At 45.4% G+C, this 22381-nt stretch carries 22 protein-coding genes; 15 read left to right on the forward strand and 7 right to left on the reverse strand.

Going from position 1 to position 22381, the window contains the following annotated elements; all coding sequences use genetic code 11:
- Positions 1 to 781: 781 nt before the first annotated feature.
- Genes ACFS25_RS16575 through ACFS25_RS16585 form a run of 3 tightly spaced genes read left to right on the forward strand, consistent with a single transcriptional unit; the run spans position 782 to position 1921 of the window.
- A complete protein-coding gene (locus ACFS25_RS16575) occupies positions 782 to 1165 on the forward strand; it encodes a hypothetical protein (RefSeq protein ID WP_381503269.1) in 384 nt (127 codons plus the stop codon).
- Positions 1165 to 1644: a transposase gene (locus tag ACFS25_RS16580; RefSeq protein WP_381503271.1), complete on the forward strand. Its 480-nt coding sequence runs from the start codon at positions 1165 to 1167 to the stop codon at positions 1642 to 1644. Before ACFS25_RS16575 ends, ACFS25_RS16580 begins: the two co-directional genes overlap by 1 nt.
- Positions 1628 to 1921: an integrase core domain-containing protein gene (locus ACFS25_RS16585; RefSeq protein ID WP_381503273.1), complete on the forward strand. Its 294-nt coding sequence runs from the start codon at positions 1628 to 1630 to the stop codon at positions 1919 to 1921. Before ACFS25_RS16580 ends, ACFS25_RS16585 begins: the two co-directional genes overlap by 17 nt.
- Positions 1922 to 1923: 2 nt before the next feature.
- Here ACFS25_RS16585 and ACFS25_RS16590 read toward each other — a convergent pair whose 3' ends face one another.
- A complete protein-coding gene (locus tag ACFS25_RS16590) occupies positions 1924 to 2130 on the reverse strand; it encodes a toprim domain-containing protein (RefSeq protein ID WP_381503276.1) in 207 nt (68 codons plus the stop codon).
- 109 nt (positions 2131 to 2239) lie between these two features.
- Entirely contained in the window at positions 2240 to 3868 is a 1629-nt protein-coding gene (locus ACFS25_RS16595; protein ID WP_381503281.1) for a toprim domain-containing protein, read from the reverse strand.
- 29 nt (positions 3869 to 3897) lie between these two features.
- Between ACFS25_RS16595 and ACFS25_RS16600 the strand changes: the two genes are divergently transcribed.
- Positions 3898 to 4386 carry a hypothetical protein gene (locus ACFS25_RS16600; protein ID WP_381503286.1) on the forward strand — a complete coding sequence of 163 codons (489 nt, stop codon included), beginning with the start codon at positions 3898 to 3900 and terminating at the stop codon, positions 4384 to 4386.
- Positions 4387 to 4401: 15 nt separating this feature from the next.
- Here the strand turns inward: ACFS25_RS16600 and ACFS25_RS16605 are convergent, their stop codons facing one another.
- The gene (locus ACFS25_RS16605) at positions 4402 to 5790 is read right to left on the reverse strand and encodes a DUF3945 domain-containing protein (RefSeq protein ID WP_381503288.1); all 1389 of its coding nucleotides are present in this window, start codon (positions 5788 to 5790) and stop codon (positions 4402 to 4404) included.
- A 117-nt stretch (positions 5791 to 5907) separates the two neighbouring features.
- Between ACFS25_RS16605 and ACFS25_RS16610 the strand changes: the two genes are divergently transcribed.
- Positions 5908 to 6762, forward strand: coding sequence for a M23 family metallopeptidase (locus ACFS25_RS16610; RefSeq protein WP_381503290.1), 855 nt, complete (start codon positions 5908 to 5910; stop codon positions 6760 to 6762).
- Between the two features lie 2 nt (positions 6763 to 6764).
- On the opposite strand, the gene ACFS25_RS16615 is transcribed toward ACFS25_RS16610, so the two are convergent.
- From ACFS25_RS16615 to ACFS25_RS16630, 4 genes are all read right to left on the reverse strand, one after another.
- Positions 6765 to 7094 (reverse strand): helix-turn-helix domain-containing protein, encoded by a 330-nt coding sequence (locus ACFS25_RS16615; RefSeq protein WP_381503293.1) that lies wholly within the window; start codon positions 7092 to 7094, stop codon positions 6765 to 6767.
- A 66-nt stretch (positions 7095 to 7160) separates the two neighbouring features.
- Positions 7161 to 9263 carry a YWFCY domain-containing protein gene (locus ACFS25_RS16620; RefSeq protein WP_381503295.1) on the reverse strand — a complete coding sequence of 701 codons (2103 nt, stop codon included), beginning with the start codon at positions 9261 to 9263 and terminating at the stop codon, positions 7161 to 7163.
- 256 nt (positions 9264 to 9519) lie between these two features.
- Positions 9520 to 11619, reverse strand: coding sequence for a relaxase/mobilization nuclease domain-containing protein (locus tag ACFS25_RS16625; protein WP_381503297.1), 2100 nt, complete (start codon positions 11617 to 11619; stop codon positions 9520 to 9522).
- A gap of 1 nt (position 11620) precedes the next feature.
- Positions 11621 to 12250 carry a plasmid mobilization protein gene (locus tag ACFS25_RS16630; RefSeq protein WP_381503299.1) on the reverse strand — a complete coding sequence of 210 codons (630 nt, stop codon included), beginning with the start codon at positions 12248 to 12250 and terminating at the stop codon, positions 11621 to 11623.
- A gap of 730 nt (positions 12251 to 12980) precedes the next feature.
- Here ACFS25_RS16630 and ACFS25_RS16635 point away from each other — a divergent pair.
- From ACFS25_RS16635 to ACFS25_RS16680, 10 genes are all read left to right on the forward strand, one after another.
- Positions 12981 to 13706 carry a ParA family protein gene (locus ACFS25_RS16635; protein WP_381503301.1) on the forward strand — a complete coding sequence of 242 codons (726 nt, stop codon included), beginning with the start codon at positions 12981 to 12983 and terminating at the stop codon, positions 13704 to 13706.
- 4 nt (positions 13707 to 13710) lie between these two features.
- Positions 13711 to 14331, forward strand: coding sequence for a hypothetical protein (locus tag ACFS25_RS16640; protein WP_381503303.1), 621 nt, complete (start codon positions 13711 to 13713; stop codon positions 14329 to 14331).
- On the forward strand, positions 14331 to 15194 hold the full coding sequence (locus ACFS25_RS16645; protein ID WP_381503306.1) for a hypothetical protein: 864 nt from the start codon (positions 14331 to 14333) through the stop codon (positions 15192 to 15194). Before ACFS25_RS16640 ends, ACFS25_RS16645 begins: the two co-directional genes overlap by 1 nt.
- A gap of 554 nt (positions 15195 to 15748) precedes the next feature.
- A complete protein-coding gene (locus ACFS25_RS16650; protein ID WP_381503309.1) occupies positions 15749 to 16081 on the forward strand; it encodes a DUF4134 family protein in 333 nt (110 codons plus the stop codon).
- Positions 16082 to 16092: 11 nt separating this feature from the next.
- Positions 16093 to 16410, forward strand: a complete 318-nt coding sequence (locus ACFS25_RS16655; protein ID WP_093831125.1) for a DUF4133 domain-containing protein — start codon at positions 16093 to 16095, stop codon at positions 16408 to 16410.
- Between the two features lie 21 nt (positions 16411 to 16431).
- Positions 16432 to 18960, forward strand: coding sequence for a TraG family conjugative transposon ATPase (locus ACFS25_RS16660; RefSeq protein ID WP_381503313.1), 2529 nt, complete (start codon positions 16432 to 16434; stop codon positions 18958 to 18960).
- On the forward strand, positions 18957 to 19937 hold the full coding sequence (locus ACFS25_RS16665; RefSeq protein WP_381503317.1) for a zinc-binding metallopeptidase family protein: 981 nt from the start codon (positions 18957 to 18959) through the stop codon (positions 19935 to 19937). The genes ACFS25_RS16660 and ACFS25_RS16665 overlap by 4 nt, the downstream gene beginning before the upstream one ends.
- Positions 19921 to 20856 (forward strand): hypothetical protein, encoded by a 936-nt coding sequence (locus ACFS25_RS16670; protein WP_381503320.1) that lies wholly within the window; start codon positions 19921 to 19923, stop codon positions 20854 to 20856. Before ACFS25_RS16665 ends, ACFS25_RS16670 begins: the two co-directional genes overlap by 17 nt.
- On the forward strand, positions 20853 to 21332 hold the full coding sequence (locus ACFS25_RS16675) for a hypothetical protein (RefSeq protein WP_381503322.1): 480 nt from the start codon (positions 20853 to 20855) through the stop codon (positions 21330 to 21332). Before ACFS25_RS16670 ends, ACFS25_RS16675 begins: the two co-directional genes overlap by 4 nt.
- Positions 21329 to 22372: a hypothetical protein gene (locus tag ACFS25_RS16680; protein ID WP_381503325.1), complete on the forward strand. Its 1044-nt coding sequence runs from the start codon at positions 21329 to 21331 to the stop codon at positions 22370 to 22372. The genes ACFS25_RS16675 and ACFS25_RS16680 overlap by 4 nt, the downstream gene beginning before the upstream one ends.
- Positions 22373 to 22381 lie beyond the last annotated feature (9 nt).

Raw genomic sequence — 22381 nt, forward strand, 5'->3', positions numbered from 1 at the left:
GGCCAAAATGGCACGGATAAGGGGCTGGCGGTAAGTGTACGACCAGATTGCATTCCCGATAAACCCGGCAGATAGCATCATCCTAACCACTCGATCAACGACGATCAGGAACGAGGTAACCCTTTATTGGCTCTCGGCAATGTAAATTGCCCAGTAGGTGCTAACCGTAAGCCAGTTTAGGGCAGGATTACCTAAGAAGCAAAAGCCCACTGTAATGGGTGGGATAGGCTGACGTAGGCACGGTGAGTTGGAGTGACTAGGAGTTAGTACCCGTGTATATGGCTAAAATCACAGGGGTAACCCTGATGATGGACTGTAAGAACGAAGGTTCTTTGAGCGGCAAACACACATAGTCAAAGTCTGGCGAAATACCCTGAACTTAGGGTGTCGACCCAGATGTAGGTGACAACTACCAACCCACTGAGGAGCCGTGTGCCGCGAAAGTGGCATGCACGGTTTTGAAGACCAGCGGGACCGGGGACGGTCTCGCTGAGTTTAACATACAACACCTCGTATGCTACTGGTTTCTGTGTACAGTAAACCGGTAAGCTTATGTATATTAGCGTATTACAACGAAATAAGAAAAATAGAAAATCGCTTCATTTCAGGCGAAAGGTCGTCGAAGTCTATCGAGCCGAAATCGCTCAGCCTGCCGACATCCAACAATACTTGCACATCTCACTGACTGAGTTACGTCAGTTGAACCGATGCGGGGCCGCCCGTGCGGTATTTCAAGCACCGATTAGCGCCATATTTATACCCCTATCGCTGTTACAAAGCCATGAAAAAGCACAACCAAGACGCCTACGTCAAAGCCCTTGAGCGACGCCTGGCCGCTACCGAAGACGAGAATAAATGGCTTAAACTCAAAGCCGAAGCCTTTGAAACTGCCATCCAAATTGCTGAAAAGCAGTTTCAGATCCCGATCTTAAAAAAGTCTGCGGGGCCGCCCGTGCGGCACCAAACGGTCAACCAACTAACTCGTCGCTACCCCTTAGTGGGGATGGAGCAGTTGTGTGGGGCGTTTGGATTAACACGACAAGCCTGGTATGCGGCTACCCGGCGTCAAGAAAAACAAGGCTTTCAGGCCGCGATTGTGCTGGCTGAAGTTAGGCGTTTGCGAAGACAGGTTGCGGGCTTAGGACGACTAAACTGTATGAATTGATGCAGGACTTTTTGGCATCTCATCAAATCAAGCTAGGGCGTGATAAACTGCATAATCTATTAAAAGTCAATGGCTTGTTACTGACAAAGAAACGATCTAGAATCAAGACAACCGACTCTGATCATAATTTGGAAAAGTACCCTAACCAGGTTAAGGAGCTAAAACCAGATGGAGTTGGTCAGCTCTGGGTGAGTGATTTGAGTTACATCCGAGTAGGAATTGGTTTTGCCTATTTGTCGGTGCTGATGGATGCCTACTCCCGAAAAATCATCGGTTGGTCCTTCCATAAGACCCTGGAAGCTAAAGGGCCGGTAGCCGCCCTGGAGATGGCGTTGAAAACGCGTACGCGAACTGATCAAGCGCTTATTCACCACCGCACGGGCGGCCCCGTCCGATCGGGGCGTTCAGTATTGCTCGGGCGCTTATGTGGATCGGCTACGTCAGGCGAAGATCACTATCAGTATGACCGAGTCGGGTGACCCTAATGAGAATGCGTTAGCGGAGCGGGTTTTTCGAACCTTAAAGGAAGACTTTCATCTTCGGGGCTTCCCTACTTTTGTCATGGCCGAGACGGCTGTTGAGCAAGCCATTTGTGCTTACAATTCGGTCCGACCGCATGCGTCTTTAGGCTATAAAACGCCGAATCAAGTTCACCAAAGTCAAGGCCATCAGTCACTAAAATGGTACCCGTATAAAAAAGTGCGGTTTGGAAATGTGCAATATCAGGCTGATAATCAGTCTTGTTCCCCTTTGTAAACCTATTCTAGTAGCATACGTTTGACAACATCCTGTTTTTCGTCGTACACCTGGTAGTCCATCTTGTACCCGGCCTGGCGGTTTATGCCTAACTCTTTAGTGGGCAAATCGCGGATATGGCCAACACTTGCCGCTACTTCATACTCTGATCCCAGCAGGGATTTAAGCTTCTTAATTTTATTGGGTGATTCGACTATCAGTAGTTTCATAACTAATTATAAGTTAGGGGGAGAAACAATTAAATCTAAGCCTATGTGCTTTTATAAATAAGTATAAATCTCTATTTATTAAATACATAACGATTTATAATTATCCCTTCTATAAAGTTTGTTCGTTCGTTTTACTTGGTTCGTGACGCTGCCGTTTAGCCTGCGTTTTGAAGGTGTCCGTATACGTCTTTTCTAAGCCCGATGAGGTTACCCGAATTTCACCTAGTGCGGTTGGGCGTAGCTGATTTGGACCTGCTTTCAGTACCTGTAGTTCTGTACCAATGGGCAGTAATTTTTTAGTTAGGTCCTTCTCAATGAACTGACGGGCATCCTCCTCCGTCGAAAAACGGTTTACTATTTGCCCCTTGGCTGGATTGATAAGCAGAACTGGCCGTTTGAGCTGACGTAATTGTTCCGCTTTCAGATCTTCATTGAAATCCTTTCCCCTGGGCCGCACAATGGCTACCGAGCGCGAGAATTGACCTTGGTGGATGAGTTGGTTATTTACCGTGTTCAGCAGTGCCGTGTTGAGCGGAATTTCAAGGGTAGGCACTTTCGTATCCGTTCGCCAATGAAACATATTTTTTTTCAGGTCTTCGCTTAAATCGCTCGACGCCTGAGGCATGTAGGTTTGTATAGCCCGGCTATGGTCCTCAATCAATTTTGTAAAGCCTTGCTGTAAGGCGGGTGAGGGAACCTGTAGGGAAACGTATCCCTGCTGGCTGGCCTGGGTTAGTGACAAATTATCTTTCGACATCGCGGTTAAGGCGGTTAGTGCATACCGTGCCCCTTTATCATCATTATCAAAGCCAAACACCAGCTGCGTTGAGGTATCCATGAATTTCTCCAGCGTCGTCAGGTTATCCAGGGACAAGCTTCCACCGATGGACGCGTACCGGCTGTCAGCCTGGGGATGCAGGCCCGTACTGATCTCCATCTGTCGAAACGATAAGAGGTCAATGGCGCTTTCTCCGACGACAAGCCGCAGGGTGGGTAGTTCATTGGCATTGGAAATCCAAACGCCGTGGCTACGATCTGAACCGGCTGCGTGACTTTTAAAGGTAGCGGTTCTTAGTTCCAACCCATTTATAGCCTCTCCATCGCCGGGAATGTATGGAAAGGCAATATTTTCAAGAACCCGTTCGCCATTAGGTGACTGCTCATTACCGGCCAGTGAAACGGGTTTGCCTTCGTTGAAATAAATTCGCTGAGTGGCTACTGTCCCCGAAAACTGGGGCGAGTTGAGTAGATCAGGCAGGATGTAACGTTCTTGGGTCAGGTAGTTCTTAGCGGGGAGTTGGCTAAGCTTATAATGCTCCAGGGAGAATTCTTGTTCAGTAGCGGCTTCCCGAAAACTCTGGTGGATGAAGTCTTCCAACTTTTTCACCGATTGTTTCCGTTCCGGAACAATGCCCAGATAGTCTTTCAGAACATCGTTGATGCATTGGGCTGGGGTACGATTCGGGTTATTGAATTGACTGAAACAACTCGTTAAACGATTTGAGACAAAATTGATCAACGTACCGCGATCAGCGTAGGAACCAGTTTGGAAATAAACTTGATTTGCCGGATCATTGGGATTCTTCACGACGATGTGGTCATCGAAGCTAGGATTGTAAAGAACAGGCATCGTTTTCCCTTTTTTGGGTTGCCATTCGTACCCTGAATGCAAGGCCAGTTCGATGATGGATATTTGGCTGCGGTAATCCTGAAAACTGGGTTGGTTGTAGGTAGGCATTGTAATAACCTGTTAATAGATTGACAACTATGAAACGTTTGATTCTTTTCTTATCCCTTACGCTACTGTGGAGTTGCAAAAAAGGCGGAGGAGACGTTACACCGGCATTCGATCCGGCTTTAGTCGCTAGCAGCTGGAAACTTCAGGCCCTGACAATCGATCCCGGCACTACCGGTGTCTGGGGTACTAATGTCACGGATCTACTGGCTACTTACCGGCAACAAATCGGAGATGCCTGTATCAATGATTTTCGCATGAACCTAACCAGCAACGGTAAAATATCCCGGACGACTTCTGAAACCTGTGACTCCCGCACGTTAGAACTGTTCGGGTTTGCTGAAAAAGGAACCTGGAAAGCTTCAGGATCAAATCTAAGTGTATTGTCGCCTTATGAATCGGGTGACTACCACAATGTGACGGTTGATCAGACGACGATGGTCTGGCACCGTCACATTGACTTGATTGATAGCGAAGACAAAAAAACGCACGAAGCAACCCTGACCTGGATTCGGCAGTAAGTAACGGTATTCCGATTAGACACCAAGACCCTGATCCTTCTGGGTCTTTTTGTTTTTAGCCTGGCTCTTATTTTTATCCAGCTCTTTTTTAGCGGCTGGTTCACCGGTTTTTGCTACTTCCGGATCGATACCCTTATTTTCTGACTCTTCTCTCTGTTTTTTCTGCGCGGGTAGGTGGGTCTTGGTCGTTGGGCTGCCGACGGATGTGCCTTGCAGCTGGTCCGACGTGCGGTTCATCTCCTTCGCTGTTTTTACATCGATGGTTTGTTTGATCGCTTCGGAAGGGGGCGAAAAGCTGAGGCTCCGCCTGCCAGCAGATACCTGTACATCAGCATCGAATTTTTGGCCATTCTCACCCGTCATACCGGATAACCGTATGGGGTTTCCTTGCTGTAGGGATTCCTGCTGTTCTTTTGACAGGGTAATCCCTTTGATCTGGATCGGGATATGTACCCTATCTGCGCGCCAAATGGTCAGCGAGTTTGTTTCCTGATCGACACCGACGTACGCCTTGTATTTCTTTCCTGTAATTCGGTCATCCAACTCGACCTGTTTGCCTAACTCACCTTTTTGCTTGAGTAGGTCTTTATCCTCCTGACTAAACGAGTACCCCCATTTCTGATCGGGCACTTGCAGCGTCTGCTTAACCGATTGAAAAAAAGGTTTTACTTCATCTCCTTGACTGACCAAATAAATCTTACCCCGTAAGGCCGTTTCCTGACCATTGTATTCTGATTTAAAGTCAATGACACCGGTTTTCTCACCCTTTAATAAGCGGTCCAAATTGCCTGTTTCGGCTAGCATTTCACGCGTGAGACCCATCTTTTCCATTGAAGCTTCCACATCCTGCCATTGAAAACGAGTTTTCTTTCCCATGTCTATTTCTGGATTATCTTCCAGGTTGTACGCCTTCTTGAAATTGTGAAGAAAGTTCGCAATGAGTCCGCCGTTTACAATTTCGAGACTTCTGTCCCGTTCCCGTTGTTTGGATTGTTCATCCTCTCCCTGCTTGCGTTCGGCATCAGGAATGGCTTGTATGGTCTCTACCTGGTAGAATTTATCAGCCTGGATGCGTTCTAAGGCTGGGTCCTTAATGATTTGGTGAAGCTCCCAGAGGTAGGCCGTCAGCTTCTCTTGTAAGCCCTTATTATCGGTAGGCAGATTTAACGTCGAAAGCTTTTCGGATAGCTCTTCTTTTACTAATCGACCATCTCGTAAGGCAGCACTGATTTCGTCATTACTTAAGAATCCGTCGTTTCCCAGGTATTGCCTTAATTCCTGATATTCTTCGGGTAAGAGCAGTTCATAGAACTGTTCTTTGAGTTGCTCGGATTCGGGGGCCACCTCGCTTACGGCTTTAATTCTTAAGCTTGGCGAATGTTTAGGGCTGTTTCGTTTTGCCATAAGGATTGTTCGTCATGATTCAGTTTTACGGGTCTAAATATCGTTAAAGAAGGCTAATTTCTTTAGTATATACTACAATACAATAGTATCCAAGAAAATTTTTTATTATTTTTGTCAATGCGCTTCTCGAAACAGTTACTCACAATTTCTCTGTTCTTGATTGGGTCTCCAACCGCTTTTGCCCAGGGCGTTTTTACGTCTCCTGCCCAGCTTTCACCCTATTCGCAACAGGTATCAACGGATAGGATACGGCCAAATACCGGGCATTCGTTTCCGGTTACCTATTTAGATAAGACTGGTTCTTCACCAGACCTGGTAAGCTCCGCTAAACCGGCTCCTTCTTTTCCAGTACTTGATCCCATTAAGGATAGTTTGCAATTTTTACGGTACATAGACAGCTTGGCGACACGGCGGGTAGCGGCAATCAGAAGTCAAGATTTAGTCAATAGAAAGGTGGGGGGTAATCCCTTAACGGATCGAGATCGATCCTTAAACCGGTTACGGGATGTTCCTTCTATATTACCCTTCCATGTGGCTGCCGACAAAGCTACTGGGCTGGTAAAAACCCGAATGAGTTCCAAATTTGGAATGCGCCAACATCCGGTTTTAGGTAGTCTTGCATCGCATACGGGTATTGATTTACCGGCACCCTTAGGAAATCCGGTGTATGCAACAGCGGATGGTTTTTGCCGACAGATTATTAATCAACCAGAAGGCATTGGATTAGCCATTTACCTAACTCACGGCCGAGGTCATCAGACGCTTTACGGCCATCTGCTATCGACCTTGATTAAACCCGGTGATTTTGTTTACCGGGGCCAGGTCATTGGGCGGGTGGGGGCTTCGGGCATGACTACGGGCCCCCACCTGCACTACGGCGTTCGTTACAATGGGCAGGTTGTTGATCCCCTACCCTACTGTTTTCTCCTCTCTAAGCCCATTAAACCATTGGCTACCCTAACACGTAAGTAAATCTATTTGCCGGATTCATCGGTTTTGTCGATCCCATCCAGCGTTTCCAGAAAACCTTTTAGTAGCCTAAGTTTCTGCTCATCGGCTTTATCTTCACCAGCAAAGATGTCAAAAGCTAAATTGGGTTCACTGAGCAACCAAGCCGGATTAATTTTTCGTTGGTTAACGTAGTAATCCACTATTTGGAGTAACCGGTTACTACTTATCTCCATCGATGTTTCAGCCCGGTGGAGCATGGGTTGTTTAATACCGATGGCGCTGGCTGCCTCAGCCTGAGTAAAGCCCAGTACAATCCGGGCTTCTCGTAATCGGTTACTTAAACGTTCCTGCATTACTGTCGAGCCAATTCCGTTTCAAATTATTTGCTAAATAATCAAATTGGCTTGACATATTCTGCATTAGTCCTCTTCGGATTCCTGGTATTGAGTAACCAGGTGCTGATAGTTTGGATCATTGTTCAGGCGATTCAATTCCGAATCCACTAATTTTTTGATTTCTTTTTTAACCTGTTTAAAGTTATCAGCTACAAGCTTATTGAGTTCTTCATCCAAGTATTTAGCCATTTCTGGCCGTTCCGGAATAGGGGTTAGATTATTTAGCTGGTCAACCATTACCGGTTCAACTACCAGTTCGCCATTGAAGGTTTTTAGCTTCACTTTTTGATCAAAGTTATCGGCTACGCTGCCGACAAACGATCCTTGGGAAAGGGATGAGATTTTAGATTCGGGGATCAACGGTTCCATCCGTTCGGACAGACTTATATTCGTATCCCGTTCGTTGATTGATACAGACCGGCTTTGCTGCCGTATCTTTCCAAATCGACTCGACAGGTCTTTAGCCGTCTCTCCTAATACCTGACCTGAGAATATATTTCCAATAATTGTCCAGATGGCTGCGGCCTCTTTGTCACCATACATTTTCTTAATTTGTGTGTAATCCTGTATACCCAGACAGGTGGATATCTTGTTACTACGAGCCGTAGCGATGAGGTTATCCAAGCCCATCAGATAGATCGTTGGTAATTCATCAACAATGATTGAGCATTTTAGCTGGCCTTCTTTATTGATCAGTTTTACCATTCGGGAGTTAATTAATCCTATGATGATCCCTTGGGTATCCTTTCGTTCCTGATTGTTTCCTAAACATAGAATCTTAGGCTCCTTGGGATTATTGATATCTAAGCTAAAATCATTCCCTGTCAGAACCCAGTATAAGGCTGGGCTGGCCACGCGGCCGAGTGCGATTAACGCCGACGAAATCTGTCCTTCCAGCTGGTTGTTAGCGCCTTTCAATAAAGCAGAGGCAAAAGGGCTCAATAGTAATTCAATGTCTTCCTCTGATTGAAGGATTGGAAACAATTGTTCCTTAACCGTGGCAATCATCTCAATGACGTGTGGTAATGTGCAATAGAACCGACCATCGTGTTCAACCCCTTTTTCCTTGGCTTCCTGTAGCATTCGGTCGTCGTAGCGCTTCAGGTACCAGATAACAGAGGTGAGAAAGTTAATGGCTGAATCAGCAAAGTAATCACCACTCTTGCCGATCCAGTCCCGGTTAATATTATACATGATGATTTTGGCGGCTTCTAGGGCGTCCTGAATATCGGTCATTTTAGTGGGTAGCAATGGATTGATCCGTAGCGATTCACGCGGTTTATCAAAGTTGACATTGCAAAACATGGGCATGGCCCCCAGCTCACCCGTCTTTTTATTTTTGTTTAACTCTGGGTACTTATCCTTATTTTTTAGATAATAGGTGTACGCAATTTTGGTAAGCGTCGGGTATTTTATGTCATAAACCATCATCGAAAACCCTTTCTCAATATGTTGCCGGATAAAATTATTAAGAACGGCATAGGACTTCCCTGAACCCGGTGTACCAACAATCATCGTAGCCCGGAATGGGTTTGTGATGTTTACCCAGCCTTGACGCTGTTTCTTGCCATAAATATAGTTGATCTGAATATTGACTGAATTCTCATTTTTCAGTTTTTCTTCCTGGTGCATGAATTGTTCGTTTTCCTCGTTGTAGGGATCATCCCTTAAGTTGAAACCAAGTATTCGACTAGCCAGACTTACTGCACTTAGCAATAAAATGAAACCTGCAATTGTTGTGGCGATATAAAGCCCATTCCGGATGTCCACTGGAACAGCCGACATCCGTAAGAGAAAAAAGTTTCCCAGGAACAGTAATAGCCCTGGAATGGCATTTGACCACACGGTCACCCAGGTGGTTGTCAAATCCTTTTTCGGTTTGTTAGCCCAGCCGTAAACCCGCAGAAGTAGTAGGCATATCAGCTTGGTATAAATCGTGCTATCAAAAATGTGAATGTGCCGATTGATCTTTAGCAGGAAATTGTTGATGATACTCCATGTATAGCCACGCGACTCCAAGCTATCAAAACAGAAGAAGTATACGTGTACCATTAGGATAACGAAACTAACGGTAAGTACCCCTTTGTGTACCCAATCATTTTGCTGTTGTTCATTTTGATTACTCATAACCGTGTGTTTAATTGATTGATAATTAAATACCTAACCTACTTTTTACCTCGAAAAAATCAAATTATCTTCCTCCTGACTGTAGCTATATCCATAACTTAAAAAGTGGCTATCAGCCACGTTGGTCCCCAAAAAAAAGGGGTTCGTCCCCCGTTGTTGTTACTTCGTCCTCATAAAAGAAATCTATTTTTTTTAACGCTGTCTACACATTTTCAGAATGAGTCTTCCCTATAAAGACCTAGCCGGGTAGTCAATCTTACATTTCGCGGCCTTTGCTACGTTTTTTTATTCCCTTTCCTACATGCTTAAACTTACCCGTTTGTTCGTAACCAAGTACATCAGCTGCCCGAATGTCTACTAATTGGGCATTGATCGCGTACTCGTTCATGTAGGTGTTAGGATCAATTTTAGCCTCCAGATCGGTTTGTTTAATCCAGCCTTTTCCTTGTAGACTCCGCTTTTCTAATACGCCGAGGAGTTCTTCATTGGAGAATTTTGCTAACGCTGGATCACGCTGATGAATCTGTTTACGCAAGAAGGTAAGATCGTTCGACTTTCCATTCGTTTCCTTTGCCTGGTCGATTAATTGCGCTAAAGTGACCATATATCGCCCGGCCTCGGTAGAAAGTCCCTTATGCCAGTGTTCTAGGTTGAGGTGAGGCATCTGCTTCTCAAACACGTTCCCAGCAGATACGGCCGACTGAGCGGGGGCTGCGTTATACCTAATGGTACAAATAGCTTCGTTATCCATCTTACCCGTAGCCAGTTGTTGAGGATCAATAACAATGCCTCGCTGATAGTAATAGCGGACTTGATCTACGCCTAATACGGGCCCATCTTTTTGTAGACGGGTTATGTAGTTGGCATTTAGTTGCGCATGGATGACCTTCATCCGTTCTGGCTTAAGGATGCGTTCCAGGTGCTCCGCTCGAACATCGTAATAGCTTTCTTTAAAGGGCTTTTTCGATTCACTAAGCAGCATAACAGTTCGCTCACCGCGAGAGTAAATTTTATGCATTTTCAACTCAAGACCGTCATCGGTTTGGATTCTGTCGTAATGCGCGGGCCCGATCTGATAAGCTAAATGGCGATTGCTGGGGCTAGTAATCCAGCCATCAACCGAAACATCTACACTAAGTGCCGAAAAGAATTCCCGCTTATTTTGAGCACTGCCCTGAATCTCACTGGCAATCTTGGTATAGGTGTCCATCGTGCGGATAAAGGCGAACTGCTCCTTCTTGATGATTTCTGGCAGTTGTGCGCGTTTATATTCTTCGAAACAGCGTACAGCTTCACTAATTTCTACATCGCTTAATTTCTTTCGCGTAATAGCGTGAAGCCGGGCTTGCATAGCTGCCGTTGTGAAGTTCTCGATCAGAGCGCTTTCATAATAGATATGCTGCTCTTTCTTATAAGCCCTTAACTCCTCTGACAGTAGGGTGGCAAGCGCTTTATACTGCTCGTAGGTCAGCAGGTTTGGTTGACTTTGCTCCTGCTTCTGAGCTTGTCCTTTTTGTTGCTGCTGGCCAGGGTTACCAAACTGCTTTTCAATCTCCTTCCAGGTCGCCCAGGCTCCGATTTCACTGGCTTTGATACGAGGAGTTGCCACTTTACCCGCTTCGTCGGTGAACTGGTAACTGATACCCCGAACGGGTTTCCCATTCAGCGTACTTTGGTGCAGGACCGTATGAACATGCTGCTTTTTCAACAAAGCACGGTATTCGTCAATATTGTCGAATGCACCCTGTTGAAATGTCTGGCGTAAGATGGCCTCCAGTTGATCTTTCTTTTCAAAACCTCCCTTTTTCTGGGCCTGCGTCGACTGGACTTCCTGAGCGTGCTCCGGTGTCACAGGTTGGCCCTGTTCAGCCGTTTTTTCCTTACCACGACCCTGCGCTTTGATAAGGCCGAATCGTAGTTCAAGCCTCTGACGCACGGCATTGGTCCGGCGTTTGATAAAGGAATCATTTATTTTTTCGCCCGATTCGTTTACGCAGGTGGTTACAATGTGAATGTGCGGGTGGGCCGTATCATGGTGGCGATAGACCATATACGGCTGATTTTGATAGCCCATTTCGGCCATAAACTGGTGAGCCATCGCCTTGAATTTCTCATCACTTACCTGCTCGGTTGGATGCAAACTGAGCGAGAAATGAAGTGTAGGCTTCTTGACATTCGAGTTCTTTTTAGCTTGGCTTTCCAGAACATTGGTGGCATAATTACGGCTTTTTTCAGCTAACTCGTTATTGGCAAAGCCGGTTGCACCCAGGACATGGGCCTGCTTCTGAACAACCTTCTGTTCATTATAGCGTAGTGCCCCGCCGATTTGTGCCCCAACTGTCAGCCGAATAACCATCCTATTTTTTAAAAATTTCTTCGGTTTGTGCCTTTACTAAGCTATCTATCTGTGTGATTATTGGCCCTATTTTATCGATAATGACCTTACTTGTCTGCACCTCGTAATAAAGTTTTCCGGTATGTTCGATGCTGTTGATTCGTTTAGCGATCTGGTTATAATTCGTATCCAGATGCTTGAGGTGCTGCCGGATGTTATGTAAGGTCTGAGTTAGCTCAACAACCTGGTCTTTCTGAATATCTCCTTTGGCTACCGTTAGCTTCGGCGTGTTTCGGTTTAAAATAATCTCCCGTAGGTAGTCAGCTATCCGCCCTACCCGACTACTTTGCCATAGGCTAAAATCTCGTTGAATAGCCAAATGATCCTTCTCATTGACCCGCGTCACTAGCCGGTAGGCGAGTACCTCTTCGCCCGAAAGATTCGGGCGTCCGCCTGGATTCAGCTGTTTTTTTTCCGCTTCGTTTTCCATTACCTCCCGTAGTTCAGACTGCGTAGCAAAGAACCGGGCCGCCGGAGCGGAGGCCCCCGCCTGGGCAAGATGTTGCCGCTTCGGCGGTCCGACCGTAGTCGCGTTAGCGCTAGGGTATGTTTTGCGTGCCGCAAAACACATCTTGCTCTTTGTTGCAAACAAAGCTACTCCGTAAAACGAGAAGCCAACTAAACCAACGAGAAATTTTTTATGAGGATAGTGAGGGGAGGACTAATAGTATGTAACAGTGTGAAAATGTAATAATGTTACATTTTCACATAATAAGGCATCTACTTTCGCTCACCAACCGGTTCGATAAACCCGGTAGAGCTGTCAACAATGTACATTTCTTACAATGTAAGAATGTTACAATTTTACATAATGAACACTCATCGAATAACTGACTTAGAGGTGTACCTTGTCAGTAAAAATGTAATAATGTAACATTTTTACATCTATTGGGCTAAGTATAGTTCGACTGCATAAGGCTACATTTTGACAATGTGTACTTGTTACATTGTAACAAGTACACATTGTCTACCTTTTACATTGTGTGCTTTTCACATTGTATAGTTCTCACATTGTATACTTCTTACATTGCATACTTCTCACGTTGTACGCTTTTGACATTGTGGAGTTTTCACATTGTAAGAATGCTACATTGTACTATATAAACTTTGTCGTAAAGTTACATTGTACTATTTTTACATTATTACATTTACACAAAGTAATTTTCTTACAATGCTTGTTTTATACATTGCAAGTTTTATACATTTAGCCATTATTGCATTGTATTGTTATCACATTGTGACAATGTGATAACAATACAATGCAATAATGTATTAACCTTACATTGTAAAAATGTAACAAGTCAACATTTTAATATTTTATAATGGCAAAGTTTATTTCGTTTTTTTCTCAAAAGGGTGGGGTAGGGAAAACCAGTATCACTACCCACGTCGCTACGTACTTTTACCAGGTTGAACGGGTACCGGTTGCTGTCTTCGATTGTGACTTTCCTCAACACAACATTCAATCTATTCGTACATCTGAAATTGCGCGGTTGAAATCAGATGAAGGATTTCTAAGGAAGGCCGAAAAATTGGGACAACTACCTTATCCAATCTATGCTGATTCTGTTGCAAACACATTGCCTAAACTGGATGCGTATGTAAGAAAGAACGAACTTGTTCTAATCGATCTACCGGGTACGCTGAATGTCGAAGGGATGCCAGGAGTGATACAGCGGTTGGATGCAGCATTTCTACTATTAGAGTCAGATCCCCTCTCGTTTGAATCGACGATGCATACCATTTTAGCTATAGCCAAGTATTCTAATAAAAACGGGGGTATGGTTCCAACCTATTTGCTTTGGAACAAGTTTGACAGCCGCGAGCGGAAGGACCGATATTCCGGCTTGGAGCAAGCAGCCCTTAACTATTTAGAGGGTTTGAATGCTACTCGCAAAACGCCAATGAACGTGCATTTTATGGAGCATCGTATCCCTGACACAGTTGCTATTAAGGATACTCGATCAACCTTGTTCCCAAATGGAGTAATAAATCCATTAATTCAGGAAATGAATAAAATATTTGCTTCTAATTCACCAACTGTATAATTTTATGGCCAAGAGTAACAAAAACACCATTCCAACGATCAATCCACCCAGTGGAGGAATGAGGGCATGGTTAAACCAAAACGATCCGATTACCAGTGGGCCGATAGCCGACGGAACATCAACCAGGGAAGAAACAACTACAGTGAAGGTTGAAGATTCCCAACCGGGAGTTTCTACGGAGACACAGGTGGTAGAAAAGCCTGAAAGCGTGGGTAATGCGACAGTTGAGGAAGCCAGTCAACCGAGCGAGTCCGATGAAGGTATTAAAGGGAAAGACGTTTCAACTTCTCCAGAATCTGTGGCTACCAGCGCGGCAGCTTCAATTCCTCGGAAGTCGAAAAACAAGGGAGGGGAGGGTATAAAGTCCAGTTCATATCTGGAAACGTTCTTTAAAAAGCCGGTAAAAGAAAATGGTACTAGTTTAGCCAGTGATGGTAAACCGGTGCGTATTACGGAAGAATCTCATTATTTACTTTCTGTCCTGGTCAGTGAGGCCCGGCGGCAAGGGTATAAACTGAACGTAGGTGATTTAATCGACAATTTGTTAACCCATCACCGGTCAGAACACAAAAGTGAGGTTGATGAGTTAATTGCTAAATGGAAAGCCCGTAAACGTTTCGAATAATGGATACGATACTACTTGTTGTTGGTGTAGTAGGATTGAGTGTCTCAGGTTGGTATCTAAGGGGGTATTTTTTAAATACCCCCTCGGTATTAACCCCTTCGGAAATTTCTACCGAAAGCCAATCCGATCAGTCAGCATCTTCCCAGGAAGTGCCGATGAATTATGTTACCTCCGAAGAACATCAAGGTGTCTTAGCGCGTATAGCAGAACTTGAAAAAAATGGCTACTCACCTAAAGTTGAGCCAGACGGCCAGCCTAATCAGCCTTTACAAACCACTTCAGTTGCTGCCCCCCAGCCTGGTAACTTACCAGGTGAACAGGGATTGGTAGCAGGAACAAAGTCGGAAGAGCCAGAGATGTCCGATGCCTGGAAGGAAATTTATGCTTTGCAGCAAGCTTATAGACTGGAGCGTGAAAAAGAAAATGACATCGACTACGAACGGGAACAAACTTTGTTTGATATGTCCCAAGGTTATGACGGGAAACGCCCGAGTCAAGCTACAGAATCTGACTTTCAGGAAGAAGATCATTTGGATCAACGCCTACAGGATAATCAACTGGAAGATGGAGAAGAACTGGACGTATATCAGGAGCGGATGAATACGTTTGCGACCTTGACAAAGGAGATGTTGATCATGCGACTAGATGCAGCTGACAGACAACTGAGGGAGCAACAAGAAAAGCACCAGGCAACCCTACTCAACATCATAGCTTCGCTTATAGAGCGGATGCCTGGAGACGTTAATTTGAAAAATGTTGTTCAATCCAGTTTTGTGGCGGCTTCCTCGGAAATTTCAAATGAGGAGGGAGAACCTAATCGGAATCTATTTCAGGAAATGTTTTTCCAGAATGTAGGCCACTAAAAAAAAATCAAAAAATGACAAAAATTTTTGTGAGGACGAAACAACAACAACCGGGGACGAACCCCTTTTTTTTAGGGACTAACGTGGCACATAGCCACTTTAAAGTTATGAATGTAGCTACGATGAATACTTAAAGTGTTTGTATTTCCATTTCCAAGCCCTAGGTTAGTTGTATAATAGTTTATGTAAGGTTGATTGAACGGCCTAGAAACTAAATTAAATTTTATCATTTCACCAAAAAGTTAAAATTAAAACACCATGAAACAAAAACACTTAAACTGGCTGGCGAGAGGGACATTTTTAGGGCTCATCGGGGTAGGAGTGGGGTCAAATCTTGGCTTGTTTAACAAACCGGTTGCCATTCCTCACCACACGATCCAAGGCCCTTGCGCTGACCTAGCCTCAACAGGCGGCACCATTCAAAGGCTGGTTTTACTGGCTTGTCTAGCCGTAGGGTTCCTGCTATCACGTCCGGTGAACAAGCTAGACTTAACAAGGCTAGCAACTACATTTTCTAGTCAATTTCAATCGTAACCGTTTAAATTTTAATACGCATGAAAAATGTTAAAACCATTTATTTTTCTGCCCTTTCCTTAGTGTTGGGATTCCTTCTGTCAACAGGGTCAGTTCTCGCCCAGGGACTGCAATCCGGAGCGATTGCTAAAGGGGTTGATAAAGCAACGTCCGAACTACAGGATGTGGGAAAAAGCGTTGGGGATTTGATGCTTCCTCTTTGCCTGATTATGGGGTTCGTAGGCGGCATTCAATGCACCAGTAAATTTTTTAATAACGATCCCGATTTTAAAAAGTCAGTGATCAACTGGGGTGCAGCTATTGTTTTTGCGGGGGTTGTGGGCTTGGTGTTAACCTCTGCTTTTGGCAAATAATACACAGCCGTATGGGTTACCCGATTAACAAAGGGGCTGACCGCCCTCCCCAGGTCAGAGGGGTTATAGGCATGGATTACCTAGGCCAGCTGATCAAATGGATTATTTTCATAATTGTAACGGGGGGGGTGTCAGCCGTCTTTGTACCCCTACCAGGCTGGATGATTTTTGCCGCCTGTGGCGTAGGGATATATGTGGTTTATATGAGACTGGTTAGACGGTCCGCAAAATCGGGGGCAGGCGGGTATGCCCGTCAGCAAGCACGCAAAAAACTACCTGGCATCGTAACGGTTCGGCAAGATTCAGTTTATCGGAATCTGCGCAAGTAATAACTCCTAAAGCGGACCATCATGAAATACTCGGTTAAAGAATTAGCAAAAATTTTTCCTCTTGGGGCAGTTGAAGAAAACTGTATTTTCACAAAATGGGGTGATTTGACCCTTGCCTTTGAGATTACCTTACCGGAAATTTTCACCCTCAATGCCCGTATCGAAGAGGGTGTTGAAATGGGAGATTACCGGGAGTTGGTTGAAACGTGGAGTAAGGCCATTGGCGTTTTACCGGCGGGTACGATTCTTCATAAGCAAGACTGGTTTGTAGAAGAGACATATAAACCTAGCACAAAGGAACTTCCCGAAAGCTATTTAGATCGATCTGCCGAATTGCATTTTAATGAGCGCCCGTATCTGCATCACAAATGTTATGTCTACCTAACGTTTTCCCAGGGGGAAAGAACCCGTACCCACGCGGGACTCACCTCGCTGGTCAAAGCCCATATAGTGCCGAAACGGGCGCTTAGCAAAGGGGAGATCGACAAGTTTATGGTGGCTGTACTTCAGTTAAAATCAATACTGGAATCAAATCGGCTAATCACCTGTCGTCGCCTTGGTAACGATGAATTGCAACCGGACAAGAACGCCCCGGTTGATAAAGCGGGTTTGATCGAACGCTACATGACCCTATCCCTGAACGATGAGGTTGTGCCACTCGCCGATTTTGATTTCACCTCCGAGGATGAGTTGCGTATTGGCAACAAATACTCAAAGTTTTTTACTATTTCTCAGGTCGATGACATGCCGGACTCGATCAGTACCAATGTTCGGATTGGCGCTCTATCGACTGAAAATTCTACGTTGTCAGTTGGGTATTCCACGCCAATTGGACTCATGCTGGATTGCAATCATATTTATAATCAATATGTATTTATTGACAATAAAACATTGATAACAGCCGAGTTAGAAAAGAAAGCGGGCAATATGGTGGCTTTATCCAATTTTGACCGAGCCAATAAGATTAACGCGGACTTAGTTAACGGCTTTCTTACACTGGCCGCTGAAAAGTCCTGGACACCGGTTCGCATTCATTCCAACGTACAGGTCTGGACAGATGACAAACTTCGCTTGCCTGAACTACGGAATAAAACGACAGCGGCCATTGCCAAGATGAATCTAAAGCCGAGGGAAAATACACGGGATGCAGCCTTTCTGTTTTTTGCGGGTATTCCCGGCAACGCGGCCGATTTACCGCGCGAAGACACCTTTACCCAGTTTGCTCCCCAGGCGGCTTGTTTATTTAATCATGAGACGAACTACTATACCTCGGAATCGGCCAGAAATAGTATTCGCGTTGTAGACCGGCTTTCGGGACGACCCCTGTGGGTTGATTTTTCCGATGAGCCAATGGACAGGACTTGGATCAACAACAAAAACAAGTTTATCATTGGTCCCAGTGGATCGGGGAAAAGCTTTCTAACCAATCATTTTTTACGCAGCTATCACACACATGGCGCGCATATTGTCATCGTGGATGTGGGGGATTCCTACCGGGGTTTGTGTGGTATGCTGGGGGGGAAATACATCACCTATACGATGGAAGAACCCATCCATTTTAATCCATTTTTCCTGGAGGGACGGGCTTTCCCGGAGACCGAAAAAATGGAATCGCTTAAAAACCTGTTATTAACGCTCTGGAAATCGATCGAGGAAAAAACCAGCCGTGCCGAATACAATGCATTATCCTCAGCCGTAAAAGGGTACTTCCTGAAACTTCAGGTCGATGAGTCCATATTTCCCTGCTTCGATACCTTCTACGAATTTATGCAACAGGATTTTAACGAATACCTGAAGCGAGAAGGGGTACGGGATGATTACTTCGATTACAACAATTTCATGTTTAACCTTAAGCCCTATTATAAGGGGGGTGAATTTGATTTTCTGTTGAATTCAAAGAAAAATCTGGATCTGTTACACGAACGCTTTGTGGTGTTTGAACTGGACAATGTAAAGGATCACCCCATTCTTTATCCAATTGTGGCCATCATCGTTATGGATACGTTCATTTCAAAGATGCGAAAACTGAAAGGGATCAAGAAGATCATTTTGATTGAGGAAGCCTGGAAAGCCATCATGACGCCGAACATGGCGGGTTACATCAAGTACCTGTATAAAACCGTGCGGAAGTTTGATGGGGAAGCTTGGATTGTTACCCAGGAAGTCGATGACATTATTGGTAGTTCAATTGTCAAAGATTCAATTATTAACAACGCGGACACGAAGATTCTGATGGATCAGCGAAAGTATGAAAACAAATTCAACGCCGTCAAGGAGCTATTGGGCTTAACCAATAAGGAGAAGGATTTGATACTTTCCATGAACCGGGATAATGATCCGAATCGCATGTATAAAGAATTCTTTGTCAGCTGGGGCGGGCAACGATACCGGGTGTATGGCCTCGAAGTTTCACGTCCCGAATATTACGCATTTACAACCAAGGAGAGTGAAAAACTCAGGGTGATGAAAAAGGTGGCCAGTAACGGTGGCAACTTTGATATAGCGCTGAAAGAAGTCGTAGCGGAGGATTTAGACCTTAAATCAGTATGAAAACAAATCACAAAATCATAGGGCTGCTTGTGTGCGTACTTGTAACAATAGCGGGTCAACCTATAGCTTGGGGTCAAACGGATTCTTCGGGTTCTACGCCTGACTATAGCCAGTACATGCCCATTGTTGACGTACCGCTAATTGGAAAGCCTACGGTAACCTTTCCGGGCCAAGCACCCATCAAAGTGAGTAAAGACGACTTAGGCGATGTGATTGGCAACTACGTTGAAAATTTGTCAAATCAGCTCTCCCCGGATAATGTCTTAAGTAGTATTGGTAGTGATCTGACGGGTTATTTTGCTAGCATGAAGGATGAGCTATCGGACGAAGTATCGGGTCTGATTGGTGAAGCGGAAGATCAAATCATGTCGGGCATTAGTGATAAAATTGCGCAATTAGCCTCCACGATTGCCGATGTTGGAACGACACCAGCGGGTGAGGTCGAGCGGCTAAAAAAGATGGTAGCGGAGGGCTACACCAGCCAACAAAAAATTACGTATCAAACCCTTAAGGTGGATTATGCCTGGAAAAAATCCCATACGACCTTATCGCCGGAGTTCTGTTCCTATTACAAGGAATTAAATATAAAGGGGCTGTTTGATGCGGTGAAATTTCACGTACGGGAGCTGGACAAAATACTATCCTCACCTGTCTTCACAGACAAAGAGCGTCAGGGCTATCAATCCCTGATTAAAAGCGTTGGCGCAACCAATGATTTAGCCTCTTCGGTCAATATCGTCTGTAACCTAGGCAGTTCTGGACAGGGCGTTACGGTTTCCTGGATGGCGCAAGGGGAACGCATGGATGTCTTGGATCAGGCGGCTACGGCGATCAAAAAACGACTTGAGGATGTTGGGAGCCTTCGGGACGAGCTTCGGAGAATCTATGTCTATCGCATTGCCAAGCAGCAGGCCAACGAGTTCAAACAGGGTAGTTTTCAAAAAAAATCGGGGCTGAATCATGTCGATACAAACTAACTACAACCGGTTAGTAGCCGTGCTGCTACTGGTTGGATTACTGGTGGTATGTCCACAAGCCGGACAGGCCCAAGATGAAGCGACGGATGTCCGGGCTCCCGGTCAACTGGACGCTGGTATGCCTACTGATCCCGCCTTGCAAGGCGAGATTGACAAAGTGCTTGGCATGACGGAGAGTAAAATCAAAAAAGGCATTGTTGATCCCGGCGTTGACCTAGTTAATCTAGCCGTGAATAAAGCCCTCGATGAGATGATCAAAGCGATTGCGGATGCGGTGGTTGTAGCTCCAGCAGCGGAAAAAATCATGTCGATTTATCAAAAGACCAAGGACAAACGATTGGTGAAGAAACTCGCCTCATTACGCACCGTTTGGAAAGATGGCCAGGAACGACTCAACAAACTTAACTATCAGGATTTCAAACTGCGCTATGAATGGGCTCTTCAACACAATGACCAGAATAAAGCCATTAAGGAATCGTCAATAAAACAGATTGAAAGCCAAATAACCAAAAACATTCGGGGAACGGAAATCTATGTCATTGACCAAAGTTACGATAATGGGGGCCCAACATCGAAAATGATTAAACGCTACCTCGACAAAGGTAAAAATGAGGATGTCGCGTTTTACAACAACTCGATAGTGATGGGCACGCTAGGTAGCACCGACATAATTAAGGCGCGGAATGCCTTTAGTGTTTCCAAAGGAAAGCCCGTCTTTCTGTCACCCTATGACCGGCTTAAACTACAACAAAAATCCCTGGCTGAAGCAAAACAGCACCACGCGGATTTAGCCAGTTTTGGCAGGAAAGTAGCAGCCTCGGTCAATTACTACCGCATGGCAGAGTCAGAACAGGCCATGCGTTCAGCGATTAGCAAGCGAATTTCTGACCCTTACATGATTCGTTACGTAAAGAAATGAAACAGCTCCTAGTAGTACTCAGCCTACTGGCAACCTTCTCTCAAAGCAGTTGTCAAAAGCAAGATCGCTTCAGACGAACAGCAGCTGATTTCCCCGTTGGGTATGTAGGCCAGTGGGAGGCCGTTTTACCCGGTGGTAGCTCCCGTCTTTTTTACGCCGGTGTAACGATTAAACCGTCCGGAGACTCGCTATTGTGGAGTTACTTTTCGCAACTCGTTGATACGACCACGCATCATAAAATCCCTTGTGGCCCGGAAATGGCTTTCATGCCATTCCGTTGGGATGACTCAACCCATATTGCGTTGGGTGATCATGGCGCAACGCAGGGCTATGGTTTTGATAAGTTACAGTTACTGAGTCCGTCAAAATTGCAACTCAATTCGCTGTGGCTGGCCACCAGCTGCCGGGGGCCTGGCGGCTTCAATTCAAGCCAGTTAGTTTTCTCAAAAGTTAATTCCTTCCAATTCAACCCATGATTTTACTACAATCCCCTGGAACCGGCTGGAATGGTACACTAGCCAACGGGGCCATCAGCAGTATTGAGGAAGCGGCTGACGCCTTGTTTGACACGATGTTGCCTGAATTCTCTTCTTTCATTGCCATTGGTCAGGCCATTGGCTTGATTGGCTCCCTGTTCTACGTATTTTACCGGGTTTGGGCGCACATGGCACGAAATGAAGCCATTGATGTATATCCACTCCTTCGACCGGTTGTTATTTCGATGATCCTGCTGGCCTATCCAGGTTTATACTCCGGCGTTGTTTATATGGGCCGCACGCTGAATGATGCGACGCAGGAAATGGGCGCTTTCCGTCGGGATGAGGTGGAACAACAGGTGTTAACCAACGCCAAAACGCGTATTGAAAATATGGGTAATACCAATGCTCCACCACCGGTAGCTCCCGCAGAAGATAATCGCTCCTGGTTTCAGCTGGTGACGGACAGCGTAATGGGTATGGCGAATTCAGTTACTTCCGCAGCCGCTGATGCGGTTAATTTTGTCATCGATACCACCGTGAACTATGTGCTGATGGCTCTTTTTCGGCTAATTTATTTCATTGTGATCATTGGCATAAAAATTATATCGACTTACTTCCTGATCATTTTAGGCATGTTTGGTCCTTTGACGATCGGTTTAGGCTGTTTCGACTGGTTTTACTCCTCCATTGCGGCCTGGGTGGGGCGGGTGCTACATACCCTTTTATGGGTGCCGATTGCCAATATCTATGGGTTCATCCTGGATAGTTTTCACCTGTCCAGCCTGCATGTTGAATTCCAGCAGCTTCAGGGCAACCCTGGAATGCCGAGTTCATCGATTGCCAATTTGCTTTTCTACGCCATTGGTATTTTTGGGTACTTGCTGGTCCCTAAACTGGCTACCTGGATATTGGATTCCACCGGAGTTTCAGACGGTTTACGAGCGATGTCGGCTCCGGCGCGTACGGCGACTCAGCTAGCCGGTGCAGCCTCGGGTAATACAGCGGGTCGCTTAGCCGGTGCCGCTACCTCTTACTAACTGCTTAAA

It is taken from the genome of Spirosoma flavum, assembly GCF_042686045.1.
Lineage (GTDB): Bacteria > Bacteroidota > Bacteroidia > Cytophagales > Spirosomataceae > Spirosoma > Spirosoma flavum.

Coding starts and splice junctions, on each gene's coding strand:
- ACFS25_RS16575 (WP_381503269.1), top strand. CDS start 782: ATGAAAAAGCACAACCAAGACGCCTACGTCAAAGCCCTTGAGCGACGC.
- ACFS25_RS16580 (WP_381503271.1), top strand. CDS start 1,165: ATGCAGGACTTTTTGGCATCTCATCAAATCAAGCTAGGGCGTGATAAA.
- ACFS25_RS16585 (WP_381503273.1), top strand. CDS start 1,628: ATGACCGAGTCGGGTGACCCTAATGAGAATGCGTTAGCGGAGCGGGTT.
- ACFS25_RS16590 (WP_381503276.1), bottom strand. CDS start 2,130: ATGAAACTACTGATAGTCGAATCACCCAATAAAATTAAGAAGCTTAAA.
- ACFS25_RS16595 (WP_381503281.1), bottom strand. CDS start 3,868: ATGCCTACCTACAACCAACCCAGTTTTCAGGATTACCGCAGCCAAATA.
- ACFS25_RS16600 (WP_381503286.1), top strand. CDS start 3,898: ATGAAACGTTTGATTCTTTTCTTATCCCTTACGCTACTGTGGAGTTGC.
- ACFS25_RS16605 (WP_381503288.1), bottom strand. CDS start 5,790: ATGGCAAAACGAAACAGCCCTAAACATTCGCCAAGCTTAAGAATTAAA.
- ACFS25_RS16610 (WP_381503290.1), top strand. CDS start 5,908: ATGCGCTTCTCGAAACAGTTACTCACAATTTCTCTGTTCTTGATTGGG.
- ACFS25_RS16615 (WP_381503293.1), bottom strand. CDS start 7,094: ATGCAGGAACGTTTAAGTAACCGATTACGAGAAGCCCGGATTGTACTG.
- ACFS25_RS16620 (WP_381503295.1), bottom strand. CDS start 9,263: ATGAGTAATCAAAATGAACAACAGCAAAATGATTGGGTACACAAAGGG.
- ACFS25_RS16625 (WP_381503297.1), bottom strand. CDS start 11,619: ATGGTTATTCGGCTGACAGTTGGGGCACAAATCGGCGGGGCACTACGC.
- ACFS25_RS16635 (WP_381503301.1), top strand. CDS start 12,981: ATGGCAAAGTTTATTTCGTTTTTTTCTCAAAAGGGTGGGGTAGGGAAA.
- ACFS25_RS16640 (WP_381503303.1), top strand. CDS start 13,711: ATGGCCAAGAGTAACAAAAACACCATTCCAACGATCAATCCACCCAGT.
- ACFS25_RS16645 (WP_381503306.1), top strand. CDS start 14,331: ATGGATACGATACTACTTGTTGTTGGTGTAGTAGGATTGAGTGTCTCA.
- ACFS25_RS16650 (WP_381503309.1), top strand. CDS start 15,749: ATGAAAAATGTTAAAACCATTTATTTTTCTGCCCTTTCCTTAGTGTTG.
- ACFS25_RS16655 (WP_093831125.1), top strand. CDS start 16,093: ATGGGTTACCCGATTAACAAAGGGGCTGACCGCCCTCCCCAGGTCAGA.
- ACFS25_RS16660 (WP_381503313.1), top strand. CDS start 16,432: ATGAAATACTCGGTTAAAGAATTAGCAAAAATTTTTCCTCTTGGGGCA.
- ACFS25_RS16665 (WP_381503317.1), top strand. CDS start 18,957: ATGAAAACAAATCACAAAATCATAGGGCTGCTTGTGTGCGTACTTGTA.
- ACFS25_RS16670 (WP_381503320.1), top strand. CDS start 19,921: ATGTCGATACAAACTAACTACAACCGGTTAGTAGCCGTGCTGCTACTG.
- ACFS25_RS16675 (WP_381503322.1), top strand. CDS start 20,853: ATGAAACAGCTCCTAGTAGTACTCAGCCTACTGGCAACCTTCTCTCAA.
- ACFS25_RS16680 (WP_381503325.1), top strand. CDS start 21,329: ATGATTTTACTACAATCCCCTGGAACCGGCTGGAATGGTACACTAGCC.